Source organism: Modestobacter sp. VKM Ac-2978, from assembly GCF_026968025.1.
Classification (GTDB): domain Bacteria; phylum Actinomycetota; class Actinomycetes; order Mycobacteriales; family Geodermatophilaceae; genus Modestobacter.
Genome location: NZ_JAPVBP010000002.1, coordinates 267532 through 284031 on the forward strand (window position 1 = coordinate 267532; position 16500 = coordinate 284031).

A 16500-nucleotide genomic window follows, 5' to 3' on the forward strand; every position below is an offset into this window, starting at 1 on the left:
ACCGGCCTCACAAGATACCAGCCCGCCGCCGGTGACCCAACCGCGCAGGCGCGAGGCAGCTGCACAGGAGGCGCCCGACGACGCCATCCCGGGCAATCGCTCTACCGGGGCGGAGTCCGTGGGACGATGGGCGCACTGTGACGACTCCTGCCTCCACCGATCCCGCCCGGATCCGGAACTTCTGCATCATCGCCCACATCGACCACGGCAAGTCGACGCTGGCCGACCGCATGCTCGAGGTGACCGGGCTCGTCGAGGGGCGCAACATGCGCGCCCAGTACCTCGACCGGATGGACATCGAGCGCGAGCGCGGCATCACCATCAAGGCGCAGAACGTCCGCCTGCCCTGGACGCCCCGCACCGGCGACGACACCGGCACCGAGTTCGTGCTCGACATGATCGACACCCCGGGCCACGTCGACTTCACCTACGAGGTCTCCCGCTCGCTCGCCGCCTGTGAGGGTGCCGTCCTGCTCGTCGACGCCGCTCAGGGCATCGAGGCCCAGACGCTGGCGAACCTCTACCTGGCGCTGGAGAACGACCTCACGATCATCCCGGTGCTCAACAAGATCGACCTGCCCGCGGCGCAGCCGGAGAAGTACGCCGCGGAGATCGCGCACATCATCGGCTGCGACCCCGACGACGTGCTGCGGGTCAGCGGCAAGACCGGGCAGGGCGTGCCGGAGCTGCTCGACCGGATCGTGCAGGAGATCCCCGCGCCGACCGGCGACGCCGACGGCCCCGCCCGGGCGATGATCTTCGACTCGGTCTACGACATCTACCGCGGCGTCATCACCTACGTGCGCGTCGTCGACGGCCGGATCTCCGCGCGCGACAAGATCAAGATGATGTCGACGGGTGCCACGCACGAGCTGCTGGAGATCGGCGTCATCGCCCCGGAGCCCAAGCAGGTCGCGAGCCTGGGCATCGGCGAGGTCGGCTACTTCATCACCGGGGTGAAGGACGTCCGTCAGTCCCGCGTCGGTGACACCGTCACCCTCCAGCACAAGCCGGCGGCCGAGTCGATCGGCGGCTACCGCGACCCGAAGCCGATGGTCTACTCCGGGCTCTACCCGATCGACGGCAGCGACTATCCGCTGCTGCGGGAGGCCCTGGACAAGCTGCTGCTCAACGACGCCGCGCTGACCTACGAGCCGGAGACGTCGGCGGCCCTGGGCTTCGGCTTCCGGGTCGGCTTCCTGGGCCTGCTGCACCTGGAGATCGTCCGCGAGCGGCTGGAGCGCGAGGCGGGCATCAGCCTGATCTCCACCGCACCCAACGTGGTCTACCGGGTGGTCATGGAGGACGGCTCCGAGATCACGGTGACCAACCCGAGCGACTGGCCGGGCGGCAAGCTGGGCACGATCTACGAGCCGATCGTCAAGGCCACGATCATCGCGCCGAGCGACTACACCGGCGTGATCATGGAGCTCTGCCAGGGCCGCCGCGGCCAGCTCGGTGGCATGGACTACCTGTCGGAGTCCCGGGTCGAGCTGCGCTACACGTTGCCGCTCGGCGAGATCATCTTCGACTTCTTCGACGCGCTGAAGTCCCGCACCCGCGGCTACGCCTCGCTGGACTACGCCGAGGCCGGTGAGCAGGAGTCGAAGCTGGTGAAGGTCGACATCCTGCTGCAGGGCGAGGCCGTCGACGCCTTCTCCGCGATCGTGCACGCCGACAAGGCCTACAGCTACGGCGTGCTGATGGCCGGCAAGCTCCGTGAGCTCATTCCGCGCCAGCAGTTCGAGGTGCCGATCCAGGCCGCCGTCGGCGCCCGGGTGATCGCCCGCGAGACCGTCCGCGCCATCCGCAAGGACGTGCTGGCCAAGTGCTACGGCGGTGACATCAGCCGCAAGCGCAAGCTGCTGGAGAAGCAGAAGGAGGGCAAGAAGCGGATGAAGATGGTCGGCCGCGTCGAGGTCCCCCAGGAGGCCTTCGTGGCCGCGCTCTCCACCAACGAGTCGACGGCCGCCAAGCCGAAGTGAGCGGGCGCGTCACCGCGGTCTGTGTCTCCGGCGCCGACCTGCTGCCGCTGCCCGGCCGGCGCCCCGACCGCAGCGGCATCGACAAGGCGCCGGTGGCCGGCCGGGTCGCCGTCGGCGAGCTGGGGCTGGACGGCGACGTCCAGGTCAACAAGAAGCACCACGGCGGCGAGGGCCAGGCGGTCTACGCCTACGCCCAGGCCGACGCCGACTGGTGGGAGACCGAGCTCGGCCGGGACCTGCCGCCAGGTCGGTTCGGGGAGAACCTGCGCACCACCGGGCTCGACCTGCGCAACGCCGTCCTCGGCGAGCAGTGGCAGGTCGGGACGGCGCTCCTCCAGGTGACCGCCTGGCGCACCCCGTGCGCCAACTTCGCCCGGTTCTGGGGCGTGCCCGACCTGGTGAAGCGGTTCGCCGCGCACGGCGCCACCGGCGCCTACCTGCGCGTGCTGCAGACCGGCGAGCTCGGAGCGGGGGACGACGTCCAGGTCGTGTCCCGCCCCGACCACGGGATCACCGTGGAGACCGCCTTCCGGATCGTGATGACCCAGAAGTCGCGGCTGCCCGAGCTGGCCCCGGTCCTCCGGTACCTGCCGACGAGGGCCCAGCCGGCGCTCGCCGCCAAGATCGACAAGCGGGTCGCCGCCCGGGCCTGACCGGTCAGACCGTGAAGACGATCTTCCCGGCGGTGCGGCCCTCGAGCATCCGCGCGAAGCCGTCCCGGGCCTCCGACAGCGGCAGCTCCACGTCGATCTGCGGCCGCACCCCGGTGATCCGGCACATCTGGATCAGGTCGTCGAGCTCGTCCCGGGTGCCCATCGTCGAGCCGATCACCGACAGCTGGGTGAAGAACACCCGGTTCAGCTCGGCGCCGGGGTTGAAGCCGGTGGTCGCCCCGCAGGTCACCACCACGCCGCCGGGCTTGAGCGACTTGATGCTGTGCGACCAGGTGGCCTCACCGACGGTCTCCATCACGCCGTCCACCCGCTCGGGCAGTCGGGCGCCGGTCTCGAACGCCTGGTCCGCGCCCAGCGCGAGCGCCGCCGTCCGCTTCTCCTCGCTGCGGCCGGTGACCCAGACCCGGTAGCCGGCTGCGCTGCCGAGCTTGATCAGCGCCGTCGCGACCCCGCCGCTGGCCCCCTGCACGAGGACCGTGGACCCGGGGCGCAGCCCGGACCGGACGAAGAGCATCCGGTAGGCGGTCAGCCAGGCGGTGGGCAGGCAGGCCGCCTCGGCGAAGGACAGCTCGGCCGGCTTGGGGACGACGTTCCGCTTCGGGACGACGACCCGCTCGGCCATCGTCCCCTGGTGCACCTCGGAGAACAGCGACCGCTTCGGGTCCATCGTCTCGTCACCGGTCCAGCCCGGGCTGGCGACGACGCCGTGCACCACCACCTCGTTGCCGTCCGGGTCGGTGCCGGCCGCGTCGGTGCCCAGGATCATCGGCATCCGCTCCTGTGGCAGGCCGATGCCCTGCAGGCTGAACAGGTCGTGGTGGTTCAGCGAGACCGCCCTCACCTGCACCGTCGTCCAGCCCTCGGGGGCCTCGGGCTCTGGCCGGTCACCGACCTCCAGCACGGAGAGCGGGTCCTCGGGGGCGGGGGTGGCGACGAACGCAGCGAGCATGAGCGGACGCTAACCGAGTACCGCCGCCGCTGCGACGCGGGTCACCCCCGCCCCCCAGGGGGTCTGCTCAGCAGGTGACCCGTTCCTGCCGGATGTCGGCGTCGGCCGGGGCGTTGAGCGTGAGCACCGCCGACCCGACGCCGGGCACCACGGCGAGCATGCCGCCGGTCACCCGGGCCGGGCGGACCTGCAGGGTGACGGTGCAGCCCATCTCGTCGGTCCAGGACTGCTGGGTGACCTCGCCCTGTCCCGTCCAGGACAGGTGCACGATGGCGTACCCCCGGACCGTGCCCTCGGCGGAGCCGCAGTCGTAGCGGAGCCAGCCGGTGGCCCGTGCGGACTGCAGCCCGGTCACCTGCGCCGGCACCGAGCCCTCGGTGAGGCACTCGTAGCCCCCGATGAACACCTCGCCCCGGGCGAACGCCGGCACGCCGGCCGGTGCGTAAGCCTCGAACAGGCTCTCCGCGCCGCCCTCGCCGGTCCGGTTCTCGCCGTACAGCAGGGCCGTGGCGTAGCCGATGGCACTGGCCGGCGGCCCGCTCCCGGAGTCCTGGCCGGGCGGCGACGCCGCGGCCGGGCCGGCCCCCAGCAGCAGCAGCGCCAGCCCGGTGCTGCCGCGGATCCAGGATCGTGTCGTCGTCCGCATGACCTGTCCTCTCGACGGGCCGGTCGATCAGCCGGCCGCCTCGTCGCGGCCGCGGGCCCGCCGGGAGGATGCAGCGGTCGAGGCCGGTCGGGGACGTCGTCCGGCGCGGGAGTGACCGGTCGCCCGGCGCGTCGCCGGGGACACGCTGGCGCCCTGGAGGTCAGCGGACGACGACGGCGAACTCCTGCTGGGCGACGAACTCACCGATCACCGGGGCGCCGGGCACCTCGCCGCCGAGCAGCAGCCCGCCGGAGGTCTGGGCGTCGGCCAGCAGGAGCGCCTCGTCGTCGCTGACCGCGGACAGGTCGGCGTGCGGGCGCACCCAGTCCAGGTTCCGCCGGGTGCCGCCGGAGACCCAGCCGTCGGCCAGCGCCTGCCGGGCCCCGGCCAGGTAGGGGACGGCGGCGGCGTCGACCACCGCGGTCACCCCGCTGGCGCGGGCCATCTTGTACAGGTGGCCGAGCAGGCCGAAGCCGGTGACGTCGGTGCCCGCCCGGATCCCGGCGGCGACGGCGGCCACCGACGCCTCGGCGTTGAGCGCGGTCATCGAGGCCACTGCCTCGGCCGACACCTCGCCGGTGTTCTTGTGCCGGCTGTTCAGCACGCCCACGCCCAGCGGCTTGGTCAGCGACAGCGCCGTCCCCGCGACGGCGGCGTCGTTGCGGATCAGCCGGTCCAGGTCGACCAGGCCGGTGACCGCCATGCCGTACTTCGGCTCGGGGTCGTCGATGGAGTGGCCGCCGCCGACGTGGCAGCCCGCCGCGTGCGCGACCTCCAGTCCGCCGCGCAGCACCTCCGCGGCCAGCTCGGCCGGGAGCACGTCCCGCGGCCAGCCGAGCAGGTTCACGGCCATGACCGGGGTGCCGCCCATCGCGTAGACGTCGGAGAGCGCGTTGGCCGCGGCGATCCGGCCGAAGGTGTACGCGTCGTCGACCACGGGGGTGAAGAAGTCGGTGGTGAGGACCAGCCCCTGACCGCCGGCGATCCGCACCACGGCGGCGTCGTCCCCGTCGTCCAGGCCGACGACCAGCTCGGCCGCGGGGTGGTCCGGGCCGGTGGCGGTGAGCCCGGCGACGACCGCCTCGAGCTCGCCGGGCGGGATCTTGCAGGCGCAGCCGCCGCCGTGGGCGTACTGGGTCAGCCGGACGGGCGGTGCAGTGGCGGTCACGGTCGTCGAATCTAGGCCGCTGTCCGGCCTGGTGTGGTCACCCGGGTGTGTGGGACGCCTCGTCCAGGATCCCCGGCGGTGCCGCGCTGTGGCAGTCTCCCGGAGGACCAGTGCGGCCGGGACCACCCCGGACCTGCCGAGTCAGCGCCGGAGCGCCTGGTCGCGACGGGAGGAGCGGGTACGTGGTCGCCACGCTGCACGACGTGGCCCGCCTTGCGGGGGTCTCCTTCAAGACGGTGTCCAACGTGGTGAACGACTACCCGCACGTCCGCCCCAGCACCCGGCAGCGCGTGCAGGAGGCCATCGCGGAGCTGGGGTACCAGCCGAACCTGTCGGCGCGCAGCCTCCGGTCGGGCCGCAGCGACGCGATCAGCCTCGCCGTCCCCGAGCTGCGGTTGCCGTACTTCGCCGAGCTCGCCGACGAGGTGATCCGGGCGGCCGAGCGCCGGGGCCTGGTCGTGCTCATCGAGCAGACCAACCGGGACCGCAAGCGGGAGCTCGACCTGCTCGGCAGCGCCCGGCTCCGGATGGTGGACGGGCTGCTGTTCAGCCCGCTGGGGCTCAGCGCCGAGGACGCCTCGCTGGTCGAGATCGACACCCCGCTGGTGCTCCTCGGGGAACGCATCTTCCACCCCTCGGTCGACCACGTGACCATGCAGAACGTGGCGGCCGCGCGGGCCGCCACCGAGCACCTCCTCGCCCGCGGTCGCCGGCGCATCGCGGTCGTCGGGTCCCACCCCGGCGAGGTGATCGGCTCGGCCGGGCTGCGCCTGCAGGGGTACCGGGCGGCGCTGGACGCGGCGGGCATCCCGTTCGACGAGCGGCTGCTGGGCCCGGCAGAGCTGTGGCATCGGCGGGAGGGTGCCGAGGCGGCGCAGGCGCTGATCGCCTCCGGGGTGGACTTCGACGCCGTGTTCGCCTTCAACGACACCCTCGCCCTGGGTGCCATGCACGCCCTGATCGCGGCCGGCCGGCGGGTCCCCGACGACGTCGCGGTGATCGGCTTCGACAACACCGACGACGGAATGTTCTCCCAGCCGACGCTCACCACCGTCGACCCGGGCCGCCGGGAGATCGCCGAGCGGGCCGTTGAGGCGGTCGTGCAGCGGATCGCCGACCGGGGCATCGCCCCGCAGCACGTGGAAGTGGGCTACTCGATCGTCCAGCGCGAGTCCACCTGAGGCCTCGATCGCCGGGCGTTGGTCCCGGGCGCCGTCCCCGGGGTGAGCCCGCGAGCCGGTCGCTCGGGCAGTCCCGCGGCGCCCCCGCCTGCCCTGTCGGCGCGTTGCGAAGAGCCTCTTGACACCGGTCGTGGGATGGACCACATTGCTCTTCACAACGTTGTAGAACGTGCTCCAGGGCACAGTCGCCAACGTGTGCGGCGCTCCGGCGTCTGCTCCCGGTCACCACCCAGCGACCGGGCGAACCCGCGCGCGGCGCTGGGCGACACCCTCGCCCACTGCAGCTCGCCGCACCTCGCTCCACCGGGAGTCGAACGTGCAGCCGGCTCCAGCCACCGACGACGGCGTCCGTGGCCGTCACTCCGAGAGGGACCTCCCGTGAACAAGAAGATCATGACCGCACTGTTCGGTGCGGGGACCGTCATGACCGGCCTCACCGCCTGTGGCGGCGGCGGGGACGGCGAGGCCGCCGCCAGCGGCGGCGGCGGTGGGTCGTGCAGCGTGCCGATCGCCAACGAGGAGGCGCCGGTCGTCTCCGTGTGGGCGTGGTACCCGAACATGAAGACGGTGGTGGAGAACTTCAACGACACCCACACCGACGTGCAGGTCTGTCTCACCAACGCCGGCCAGGGGGCCGACGAGTACGCCAAGTTCCAGACCGCCGTCTCGGCCGGCCGCGGCGCCCCGGACGTGATCATGCTGGAGACCGACACCGTCCCGGTCTTCGCCCTCCAGGAGGCGCTGGTCGACCTGAGCGAGTACGGCGCCAGCGAGGTCGAGGACAACTTCGGCGAGGGTGCCTGGCGCGACGTCTCCAGCGGCGACGCGGTGTACGGCATCCCGATCGACGGTGGCCCGATGGCGATGATGTACCGCCAGGACATCTTCGACCAGTACGGCATCACCCCGCCCACCACCTGGGACGAGTACCGCGCCGCGGCGGAGAAGCTGAAGGCGGCCGGTGGGCCGCTGATGGGCGACCTCCCGGCGAACGTCCCGGCCCCCACCGTGGCGCTGATGCAGCAGAACGGCGCGGAGCCGTGGACCTACGACTCGGCGAACCCGACCGAGCTGGAGATCGACCTCAACAGCCCGGAGAGCAAGGAGGTGCTGGACTACTGGGCCGGCCTGGTCGAGGACGGGCTCATCGGCACCCAGGACCAGTTCACCACCGAGTACATCTCCGGTGCGATTAACGGCGACTACGCCACCTACATCTCCGCCGCCTGGGCCCCCGGCTACCTGACCGGCGCCGGTGCGGGTGAGGGTGCGGACGCGGGCACCTGGCGCGTCGCCCCGCTGCCGCAGTGGGACCCGGCCAACCCCGTCTCGGTCAACTGGGGTGGTTCGGTCCTCGCGGTGACCAGCCAGGCGGAGGACCCGGAGCTGGCCGCGCAGGTCGCGAAGGAGCTCTACGCAGACGAGCCGTCGCTGACCGACGGGTGGACGTCGCAGACGATCTTCCCGCTGAACCAGTCGGTGCTGAACTCGCAGGAGTTCATCGACCACGAGTCGGAGTTCTTCGCCGGCCAGACGGCCAACAAGGACGTCTACATCCCGGCGGCGAACGCCTACGAGGGGTCGACCTACAGCCCCTTCGGCACCACGTTCTACGCCCAGTTCACCGAGGAGATCGCCGCCATCAACGCCGGTGAGAAGACCGGCTCGGAGGCGCTGGACGACCTGCAGGCCGAGATGGAGGCCTACGCCGAGCAGCAGGGCTTCACGCTCAACTGAGGCCGTCGGCCCAGCCGGACGAGTCCGTCCGGTCCCGGAGGGGGCGCAGCACCCCCTCCGGGACCGGACACCCCCACCTCCCCAGGACGAACGAGAGCGAGACGGTGATGGCAACGCTGGACACGGCAGAGCGGCCGGTGTCTCCGCCGGCAGGCGCCACGTCGGCCACCGGACGCCGGGGCACGGCCCGGCGCAAGAAGCGCGGCAACCGGATGGTGGGCTGGCTGTTCCTGGCCCCGTTCGCCGTGGTCTTCCTGCTGTTCCTGGTCGGCCCGCTGCTGTACGCCTTCTACCTCAGCCTCTTCACCAACGGGCTGGCCACGGGCGAGGAGTTCGCCGGTCTGGCGAACTACAGCCGGGCCTTCACCGACCCGGCGTTCCTGTCCGGTGTCTGGTTCGTCGTGCGCTTCGCCGTCGTGGTCATCCCGGCCCAGATGCTGGTCGCCCTGATCGCCGCCCTGGTGCTCGACTCGCTCACCAGCCGCTTCGCCAAGTTCTCCCGGCTCATGATCTTCATCCCCTACGCGATCCCCGCCGTCATCGGTGCGGTGCTGTGGGGCTTCCTGTACAGCCCGAACTTCGGGCCGCTGGAGCAGCTGTTCGGGGAGAGCGCACCGTTCCTGCTGAGCCCGGACAACCTGTTCTACGGGCTGACCAACGTGGTGACCTGGCAGTGGGCCGGCTACTACATGATCATCATCTACGCGGCGCTGCAGGGGATCGACCCGGCCATCTACGAGGCGGCCCGGATGGACGGCGCGAAGGCCTGGCAGATCGCCACCCGGATCAAGATCCCGATGATCAGCTCGGCGCTCGTCCTGATCCTGGTGTTCGCCGTCATCGGCACCCTGCAGTTCTTCACCGAGCCACAGGTGCTGCTGCCGATCTCCAACGGGTCGATCACCACCGACATCACCCCGAACGTCTACGCCTTCAACCTGGCGTTCCGGTTCGCCCAGTTCAACTACGCCTCGGCCATCTCCTTCGCCCTGGGCATCGTCGTCTTCATCGGCGTCTACGTCTTCCTCTTCCTGACCCGCAAGCGTGGGGGGTTCCTCAAGTGAGCGTCCTGTCCAGCCCCGTCCGCGCCGACGACGCGGTCCACGCCCTCCGGGAGGGCCGCCGTGCCCGACGCCCGCGTCGGCGTCGTACCGGCTCGCACCTGTTCCTCGCCTTCCTCGTCCTCTACTTCGTGCTGCCGCTGTGGTTCCTCGTGGTGGCCAGCACCAAGAGCCCCGGTGGGCTGTTCAACTCGCCGAACGGTGCCCTGTGGTTCGGGGAGGAGTTCGCCCTCTTCGACAACCTCTCGACGCTGTTCACCTACAACGACGGCATCTACCTCAGGTGGCTGGGCAACTCGCTGCTCTACGCCTTCGGCGGCGGCATCGGGGCCACCGTCCTGGCCGTGCTCGCCGGGTACGCGTTCGCCAAGTTCGACTTCCCGGGCCGGCGGATCTCCTTCGCGCTGCTGCTCGGCGCGGTGATGGTGCCGATGACCGCGCTGGTCATCCCCACGTTCGTGATGCTGTCGGAGGTCGAGCTCACCAACACCCCGTGGGCGGTGATCCTGCCGTCGATGCTCAGCCCGTTCGGCGTCTACCTGATGCGGGTCTACACCGCCGACGGCGTGCCCGACGAACTGCTGGACGCGGCCCGGATGGACGGCGCGGGGGAGTTCCGGACGTTCTTCCAGGTCGCGCTGCCCCTCATGCGCCCGGCGATCGTGACGGTGCTGCTGCTGTCGGTCGTGGGCACCTGGAACAACTACTTCCTGCCCCTCGCCGTCCTGTCGGACTCCGAGCTCTTCCCGATCACCGTCGGGATCAACCTCTGGCAGGGGCTCGCCGGGGCCAACAACGGCGGCGGCGTCTCGCTCTACACGCTGATCGTCGTCGGGTCCCTCGTGTCGATCATCCCGCTGATCGCCGCCTTCCTCGGCCTGCAGAGGTACTGGCAGGGCGGCCTGTCCATCGGCAGCCTCAAGTAGTCCCCCCGGTGGCCCGCCACCGGCGTCGGGCCACGGCCGGCGCGGCACGTCCCCGTGCTGCGCGCCCCCTCCCTCTGGCGTGCCTGCTCCAGGCCCGTCACCCCACCGCGCGGCCCGGCCGCTCCCACGTTGAGGAACCCCCATGTCCACCGCACAGCTGACGCTCGACCCCCGCTTCACGATCGGAGCCGTCCACCGACGGGTCTTCGGCTCCTTCGTGGAGCACCTGGGCCGCTGCGTCTACGACGGCCTCTACGAGCCCGGCCACCCCACGGCCGACGAGGAGGGCTTCCGGACCGACGTGCTGGAGCTGGTCCGCGAGCTCGGGGTCTCGACGATCCGCTACCCCGGCGGCAACTTCGTCTCCGGCTACCGGTGGGAGGACGGCGTCGGGCCGCGGGAGGACCGACCGAAGCGCCTGGACCTGGCCTGGCACTCGCTGGAGACCAACCAGGTCGGCCTGCACGAGTTCGCCCGCTGGAACGACAAGGCCGGCAGCGAGCTGATGCTGGCGGTCAACCTCGGCACCCGCGGTGTGCTGGAGGCCCTCGACCTCCTCGAGTACAGCAACGTCCGGTCCGGGTCGGCCCTGTCGGACCAGCGGATCGCCGACGGCACCACGGAGCCCTTCGGCGTGAAGATGTGGTGCCTGGGCAACGAGATGGACGGCCCGTGGCAGCTGGGGCACCGCAGCGCGGAGGACTACGGGAAGATCGCCGCCCAGGCCGCCAAGGCCATGCGCCAGCTGGACCCGTCGGTCGAGCTCGTCGTCTGCGGCAGCTCCAACTCCGCCATGCCGACGTTCGGGGCGTGGGAGCGCACCGTGCTGGAGCACACGTACGAGGACGTCGACTTCATCTCCTGCCACGCCTACTACGCCGAGCGCAACGGCGACCTGGCCGGCTTCCTCGCCTCGGCCGTCGACATGGACCACTTCATCGAGTCCGTCGTCGCCACCGCCGACCACGTCAAGGCGGAGCTGCGCAGCGCCAAGACGATCAACATCGCCTTCGACGAGTGGAACGTCTGGTACCAGGAGCGCTTCCACGCCGAGGACCAGATCACCGACATCGAGCAGTGGCCCTACGCACCCCGGCTGCTCGAGGACGCCTACCACGTCGCCGACGCCATCGTCGTCGGCAGCCTGCTCATCTCGCTGCTCAAGCACGCCGACCGGGTCACCTCCGCCAGCCTGGCGCAGCTGGTCAACGTCATCGCGCCGATCATGACCGAGCCCGGTGGCCCGGCCTGGCGGCAGACGACGTTCTTCCCCTTCGCGCTGACCTCCCGCCTGGCCCGGGGCAGCGCGCTGCGCGTCGAGCTGTCGAGCGAGACGTACCGCACGACCGAGCACGGCGACGTCCCCCTGGTCGACGCGGTCGCCACCCACGACCCGGAGACCGGCGCCACGGCGGTCTTCCTGGTCAACCGGGCGATCGAGGGGCCGACGACGGTGACCGTCGACGCCCGCAGCCTCGGCGACGTGCGCGTCCTGGAGACGCACACCCTGAACGACGACGACCCCTACGCGGTCAACACCCTGGCCGAGCCGACCCGGGTCGCCCCGGTGGCGAACAAGAGCGCCCACTTGCAGGACGGCGTCCTCACCATCGAGCTGCCCCCGGTGTCCTGGACGGCGGTCTCCCTTGGCTGACCCCCGGCCCGCCTGCTCAGCGGCCCCGCCCGCCGAGCACCCGATCACCTCTCCCTCGTCCGCCCTGCCCGGATCCCCGGCATCCCCGACCACCAGGAGTGCGCCCGATGGCGACCGTCACCTATGAGCGAGCGACCTGTGCCTACGCCGGCTCCGATCGGCTGGCGGTCGACTCGCTCGACCTGACCGTGGCCGACGGGGAGTTCCTGATCCTGGTCGGGCCCTCCGGCTGCGGGAAGTCCACGTCCCTGCGGATGCTCGCCGGCCTGGAGCAGGTCGACGAGGGGCGCATCCTCATCGACGGCAAGGACGTCACCGACGTCGAGCCGAAGGACCGGGACATCGCGATGGTGTTCCAGAACTACGCGCTCTACCCGCACATGACCGTCGCCGAGAACATGGGCTTCGCGCTGAAGATCGCCGGGATGGGCAAGGAGGAACGCCGCGCCCGGGTCGAGGAGGCGGCCAGGCTGCTGGACCTCGAGCCCTACCTGGACCGCAAGCCCAAGGCGCTCTCCGGTGGCCAGCGACAGCGCGTGGCCATGGGCCGGGCCATCGTGCGCAAGCCCAAGGTCTTCCTGATGGACGAGCCGCTGTCCAACCTGGACGCCAAGCTCCGGGTGCAGACCCGCACCCAGATCGCCTCGCTGCAGCGCCGGCTGGGCATCACCACCGTCTACGTCACCCACGACCAGGTCGAGGCGATGACGATGGGCGACCGGGTCGCGGTGCTCAAGGACGGCGAGCTCATGCAGGTCGGTGCTCCCCGCGAGCTGTACGACCGGCCGGCCAACGTCTTCGTCGCGGGCTTCATCGGCTCACCGGCGATGAACCTCTTCGAGGTGCCGGTGACCGACGGGGGCGTCCGCTTCGGCGACCGGGTCCACCCGGTGGCGCGGGAGGTCCTGGCCGCCAACGCCGGCGACACGATGACCCTGGGTGTCCGCCCGGAGGACTTCGACCTCTCCGATTCGGGGGCCGCGGTCGAGGTCGACGTCGTCGAGGAACTGGGCGCCGACGCCTACGTCTACGGCCGGCTCACCCAGGGGGGCACCGAGTCCCTGGTCACCGTCCGCGTCGACGGCCGGCAGCCACCCCGCCGGGGGGAGCGGGTCCACGTCGTGCCGCGGGCCGACCACGTCCACCTCTTCGGCAGCGACGGGGCCCGGCTGGCGGACTGACCGTCGGGTCCCGCCGGACGGGTGGGACCTGCCGGTCCAGCCGCCGGGACGTAAGGTCGGCGGCGGAGACGTCAGGGTGTCTGGTGGCCCCCGCGGCCTCTAAAGCCGACGTGGCCGAGCAACTCGGTCAGGCGGGTTCGATTCCCGTCCGTCTCCGCCAGCCGCTCCGCGGAGCCGGCCCTCGGGCCGGCTCCGCGACGGCCACCTACGCTCGGCCGCGATGACCACGGACGCCACGACCGCCGCCGCGACCACCGATCCGCGCCGGCGGGTGCCCCGGACCGACGCGGTGCTCGCCGACCCCGCCGTCGCCGCTGCGGTGCAGCGACTGGGCCGGGAACTGGTGAAGCGCGCCGTCCAGGTCGCGCAGCAGCGCGTCCGGGAGGGCGAGCTGTCGCCGGACGACGTCGTCGCCGCCGTGCTGGCCGGGCTGCCCGGCACCGCCAGCAGCCTCTCGCCGGTGCTCAACGCCACCGGCGTCCTCGTGCACACCAACCTGGGCCGGGCACCGCTGTCGAGCGCGGCCGTGGCCGCGGTGGTGGCGGCCAGCGGCACCACCGACGTCGAGCTCGACCTCGGCACCGGCCGCCGCGGTCCCCGGGGAGAGGGAGCGCTGTCGGCGCTGCTGGCCGCCGTGCCCGCCGCCGAGGCCGCGCTGGTGGTGAACAACTGCGCTGCCGCGCTGGCACTGGTGGCCACCGCGTTCGGCGGTGAGCTGGTCATCGCCCGCGGGGAGCTGGTCGAGATCGGCGACGGCTTCCGCATCCCCGACCTGCTGGTCAGCACCGGTGCGCGGCTGCGCGAGGTCGGGACGACGAACCGGGTCTCGCTCACCGACTACACCGACGCTCTCGGCCCGGACACCGGCGCGGTGCTCAAGGTGCACCCCTCCAACTTCGTCGTCCGCGGGTTCACCCGGTCCACCGACGTCGCGGAGCTGGCGCCCGCGCTGGCCGGCACCGAGGTGCCGCTGGTCGTCGACGTGGGCAGCGGGCTGCTCCGCCCGCATCCGCTGCTGCCCGACGAGCCGGACCTGCAGACCACGCTGGCCGCCGGCGCGGACCTGGTGCTGTGCAGCGGCGACAAGCTGCTCGGCGGCCCGCAGGCCGGCATCGTGCTCGGCTCGGCAGCGCTGGTCCAGCGGCTGCGCCGGCACCCGCTCTACCGGGCGCTACGGGTGGACAAGACGACCCTGGCAGCCCTGGAGGCGACGGTGCGCGGCCCGGTGCCGCCGGTCCAGCAGATGCTGGACGCCGACCCGGCCGCGCTGCAGGCCCGGGCCACCGCGGTGGCCGGCGCGCTGCAGGCCCGCGGGATCGAGGCGGTGGCCGTCCCGTCGACCGCGCGGGTCGGCGGTGGGGGCGCCCCGGAGTTCGAGCTGCCCAGCGCCGCCGTCGCGCTCGACCCGCGGTTCGCCGACCCGCTGCGGCACGGCGACCCGCCGGTGGTCGGCCACCTGGACGACGACCGCACCCTGCTCGACCTGCGCAGCCTGCTCCCGGCCGACGACGAGCGGCTCATCACCGCCGTGACGGAGGTGGCCCGCCGGTGGAGCTGACCGTTGCCGCCCGGATGGACGTCCTGGCGACCGCCGGCCACGTCGACCACGGCAAGTCGACGCTGGTGACGGCCCTGACCGGGATGGAGCCGGACCGCTGGGAGGAGGAGCGCCGGCGCGGACTCACCATCGACCTGGGGTTCGCCTGGACGACGCTGCCCTCCGGTCGCCGGCTCGCGATCGTCGACGTGCCCGGGCACGAGCGGTTCGTGGGCAACATGCTCGCCGGGGTCGGTTCGGTGCCCGCCGCGCTGGTCGTGGTCGCCGCGGACGACGGGTGGTCGGCGCAGACGGCCGAGCACGTCGCCGTCCTCGATGCCCTCGGGGTGCGGCACGGGCTGCTCGCCGTCACGAAGTCGGACCTCGCCGACCCTGCACCGGTGCTCGCAGACGCCGCCGAGCGGCTGGCCGGGACGTCGTTGGGCCGGGTGCCCGCCGTGGCGGTCAGCGCACGGTCCGGTGCCGGACTGCCTGAGCTGGCCGCTGCGCTGGAGCAGGTGCTGGCCGGTCTGCCCGCACCCGACCCGGCCGCGCCGGTGCGGCTGTGGATCGACCGGGCGTTCACCATCCGGGGCGCCGGGACCGTCGTGACCGGCACCCTGGCCGCCGGCACGGTGACCACCGGCGACCGGCTGGACCTGGGCGGGCGACCGGTGACCGTGCGCGGGCTGCAGTCCCTCGGTGCGCCGGTCGAGGTGGCCTCGGCCACCGCCCGGGTCGCGCTCAACCTGCGCGGGGTGGCCGTCGAGGAGCTCTCCCGCGGCGACGCGCTGCTCACCCCCGACGCGTTCCGGCGCACCGCGGACCTCGACGTGACGCTGGTGCGACCGGTCGAGGAAAAGCTGCCCGCGGAGCTGGTCGTGCACATCGGGTCGGCGACGGTCGCAGCGCGCGTGCGTCCGCTGGACGGGTCGGCCCTGCGCCTGCGACTGGCCACCGAGCTGCCGCTGCGGGTGGGGGACCGGCTGCTGCTGCGCGACCCCGGCGCCCGCCGGGTGCACGGTGCCGACGTGCGCGACGTGGACCCACCGGAGCTGCGCCGCCGCGGCGCTGCCCGGACCCGCGCGGCCGAGCTCGCCGAGCAGCCGCTGGGTGAGGCCGGGGCGCGGGCGGACCTGGTGCGGCGACGGTTCGTGCGCCGGACGGACTTCGTCGCGATGGGCTGGCCGGTGCCCGCGGACGCCACGGCCGTCGGCCCCTGGCTCCTCGCTCCGGGGCTGGCCGACGAGCTGGCCGCCCGGGTGCCGCAGGTGGTGGCCCGCTACCGGCAGCTGCGCCCGCTGGAGCCCGGCCCGCCGACCGCGGTGCTGCGGTCGGCGCTGGAGCTGCCCGACGTCGAGCTGGTGCCCGCGCTGGTGCGGGAGCCCCTCGCGCTGCGGGACGGCCGGGTCGTCTCCGGTGCCGCGGCGCTGCCCCCGGCGGTGCAGCAGGCGGTGGACGGCATCCGCGCCCGGCTGCTGCAGGAGCCGTTCGCCGCCCCGGAGGCCGGTGACCTGGTGGCCGCGGGGCTGGGGCCGCGCGAGCTGGCCGCGGCGGTGCGGGACGAGCAGCTGGTGCGGATCACCGAGGGCATCTACCTGGCACCGGGGGTCGCCGAGCAGGCCCGGGCCAGGCTCGCGGCGCTCCCGCAGCCGTTCACGCTCAGCGAGGCACGCAAGGCGTGGGGGACTACCCGCCGGGTCGCCGTCCCGCTGGCCGAGTGGCTCGACGCCCGCGGGGTCACCGTCCGCCAGCCGGACAACACCCGCCGCCTGCGCTGACCCGGCGTGGGAGCAGGGGC

Annotated in this window: 13 protein-coding genes and 1 tRNA gene; 11 read left to right on the forward strand and 3 right to left on the reverse strand. The window is 72.6% G+C overall.

The window, feature by feature from the left end; all coding sequences use genetic code 11:
• Window positions 1–137 precede the first annotated feature (137 nt).
• Both lepA and O2W53_RS05135 read left to right on the forward strand, forming a co-directional pair.
• Window positions 138–1985, forward strand: a complete 1848-nt coding sequence (gene lepA, locus O2W53_RS05130; protein ID WP_269161946.1) for a translation elongation factor 4 — start codon at window positions 138–140, stop codon at window positions 1983–1985.
• Window positions 1982–2638 carry an MOSC domain-containing protein gene (locus O2W53_RS05135; protein WP_269161947.1) on the forward strand — a complete coding sequence of 219 codons (657 nt, stop codon included), beginning with the start codon at window positions 1982–1984 and terminating at the stop codon, window positions 2636–2638. Before lepA ends, O2W53_RS05135 begins: the two co-directional genes overlap by 4 nt.
• 4 nt (window positions 2639–2642) lie before the next feature.
• On the opposite strand, the gene O2W53_RS05140 is transcribed toward O2W53_RS05135, so the two are convergent.
• The 3 genes from O2W53_RS05140 to selD all read right to left on the reverse strand — a co-directional run bounded on the left by O2W53_RS05140 (window position 2643) and on the right by selD (window position 5422).
• Window positions 2643–3608, reverse strand: coding sequence for a zinc-binding dehydrogenase (locus O2W53_RS05140; protein WP_269161948.1), 966 nt, complete (start codon window positions 3606–3608; stop codon window positions 2643–2645).
• A 67-nt stretch (window positions 3609–3675) separates the two neighbouring features.
• Window positions 3676–4254, reverse strand: a complete 579-nt coding sequence (locus tag O2W53_RS05145; protein ID WP_269161949.1) for a hypothetical protein — start codon at window positions 4252–4254, stop codon at window positions 3676–3678.
• Window positions 4255–4414: 160 nt separating this feature from the next.
• Window positions 4415–5422: a selenide, water dikinase SelD gene (gene selD / locus O2W53_RS05150; RefSeq protein WP_269161950.1), complete on the reverse strand. Its 1008-nt coding sequence runs from the start codon at window positions 5420–5422 to the stop codon at window positions 4415–4417.
• 182 nt (window positions 5423–5604) lie between these two features.
• On the opposite strand from selD, the gene O2W53_RS05155 reads away from it, so the two are divergent.
• The 9 genes from O2W53_RS05155 (at window position 5605) to selB (ending at window position 16480) form a co-directional block, all read left to right on the forward strand.
• On the forward strand, window positions 5605–6603 hold the full coding sequence (locus O2W53_RS05155) for a LacI family DNA-binding transcriptional regulator (protein ID WP_269161951.1): 999 nt from the start codon (window positions 5605–5607) through the stop codon (window positions 6601–6603).
• A 378-nt stretch (window positions 6604–6981) separates the two neighbouring features.
• On the forward strand, window positions 6982–8340 hold the full coding sequence (locus O2W53_RS05160) for an extracellular solute-binding protein (RefSeq protein WP_269161952.1): 1359 nt from the start codon (window positions 6982–6984) through the stop codon (window positions 8338–8340).
• Window positions 8341–8447: 107 nt separating this feature from the next.
• Entirely contained in the window at window positions 8448–9404 is a 957-nt protein-coding gene (locus O2W53_RS05165) for a carbohydrate ABC transporter permease (protein WP_269161953.1), read from the forward strand.
• Entirely contained in the window at window positions 9401–10327 is a 927-nt protein-coding gene (locus O2W53_RS05170) for a carbohydrate ABC transporter permease (RefSeq protein WP_269161954.1), read from the forward strand. Before O2W53_RS05165 ends, O2W53_RS05170 begins: the two co-directional genes overlap by 4 nt.
• A 142-nt stretch (window positions 10328–10469) precedes the next feature.
• Window positions 10470–11981: an arabinosylfuranosidase ArfA gene (arfA, locus tag O2W53_RS05175; RefSeq protein ID WP_269161955.1), complete on the forward strand. Its 1512-nt coding sequence runs from the start codon at window positions 10470–10472 to the stop codon at window positions 11979–11981.
• A 107-nt stretch (window positions 11982–12088) separates the two neighbouring features.
• Window positions 12089–13162, forward strand: a complete 1074-nt coding sequence (locus tag O2W53_RS05180; protein WP_269161956.1) for an ABC transporter ATP-binding protein — start codon at window positions 12089–12091, stop codon at window positions 13160–13162.
• A gap of 64 nt (window positions 13163–13226) precedes the next feature.
• Window positions 13227–13322 (forward strand) — tRNA-OTHER (locus O2W53_RS05185).
• Window positions 13323–13382: 60 nt separating this feature from the next.
• On the forward strand, window positions 13383–14720 hold the full coding sequence (gene selA / locus O2W53_RS05190) for an L-seryl-tRNA(Sec) selenium transferase (RefSeq protein ID WP_269161957.1): 1338 nt from the start codon (window positions 13383–13385) through the stop codon (window positions 14718–14720).
• Complete coding sequence (selB, locus tag O2W53_RS05195; protein WP_269161958.1) at window positions 14711–16480, forward strand: selenocysteine-specific translation elongation factor; 1770 nt, start codon at window positions 14711–14713, stop codon at window positions 16478–16480. The genes selA and selB overlap by 10 nt, the downstream gene beginning before the upstream one ends.
• The last annotated feature ends 20 nt before the right edge of the window (window positions 16481–16500 follow it).

What these genes read in the sequence shown, in the direction of transcription:
- O2W53_RS05140 (WP_269161948.1), bottom strand. Translation starts at nt 3,608, where the DNA reads ATGCTCGCTGCGTTCGTCGCCACCCCCGCCCCCGAGGACCCGCTCTCC.
- O2W53_RS05145 (WP_269161949.1), bottom strand. Translation starts at nt 4,254, where the DNA reads ATGCGGACGACGACACGATCCTGGATCCGCGGCAGCACCGGGCTGGCG.
- O2W53_RS05165 (WP_269161953.1), top strand. Translation starts at nt 8,448, where the DNA reads ATGGCAACGCTGGACACGGCAGAGCGGCCGGTGTCTCCGCCGGCAGGC.
- arfA (WP_269161955.1), top strand. Translation starts at nt 10,470, where the DNA reads ATGTCCACCGCACAGCTGACGCTCGACCCCCGCTTCACGATCGGAGCC.
- O2W53_RS05180 (WP_269161956.1), top strand. Translation starts at nt 12,089, where the DNA reads ATGGCGACCGTCACCTATGAGCGAGCGACCTGTGCCTACGCCGGCTCC.
- selA (WP_269161957.1), top strand. Translation starts at nt 13,383, where the DNA reads ATGACCACGGACGCCACGACCGCCGCCGCGACCACCGATCCGCGCCGG.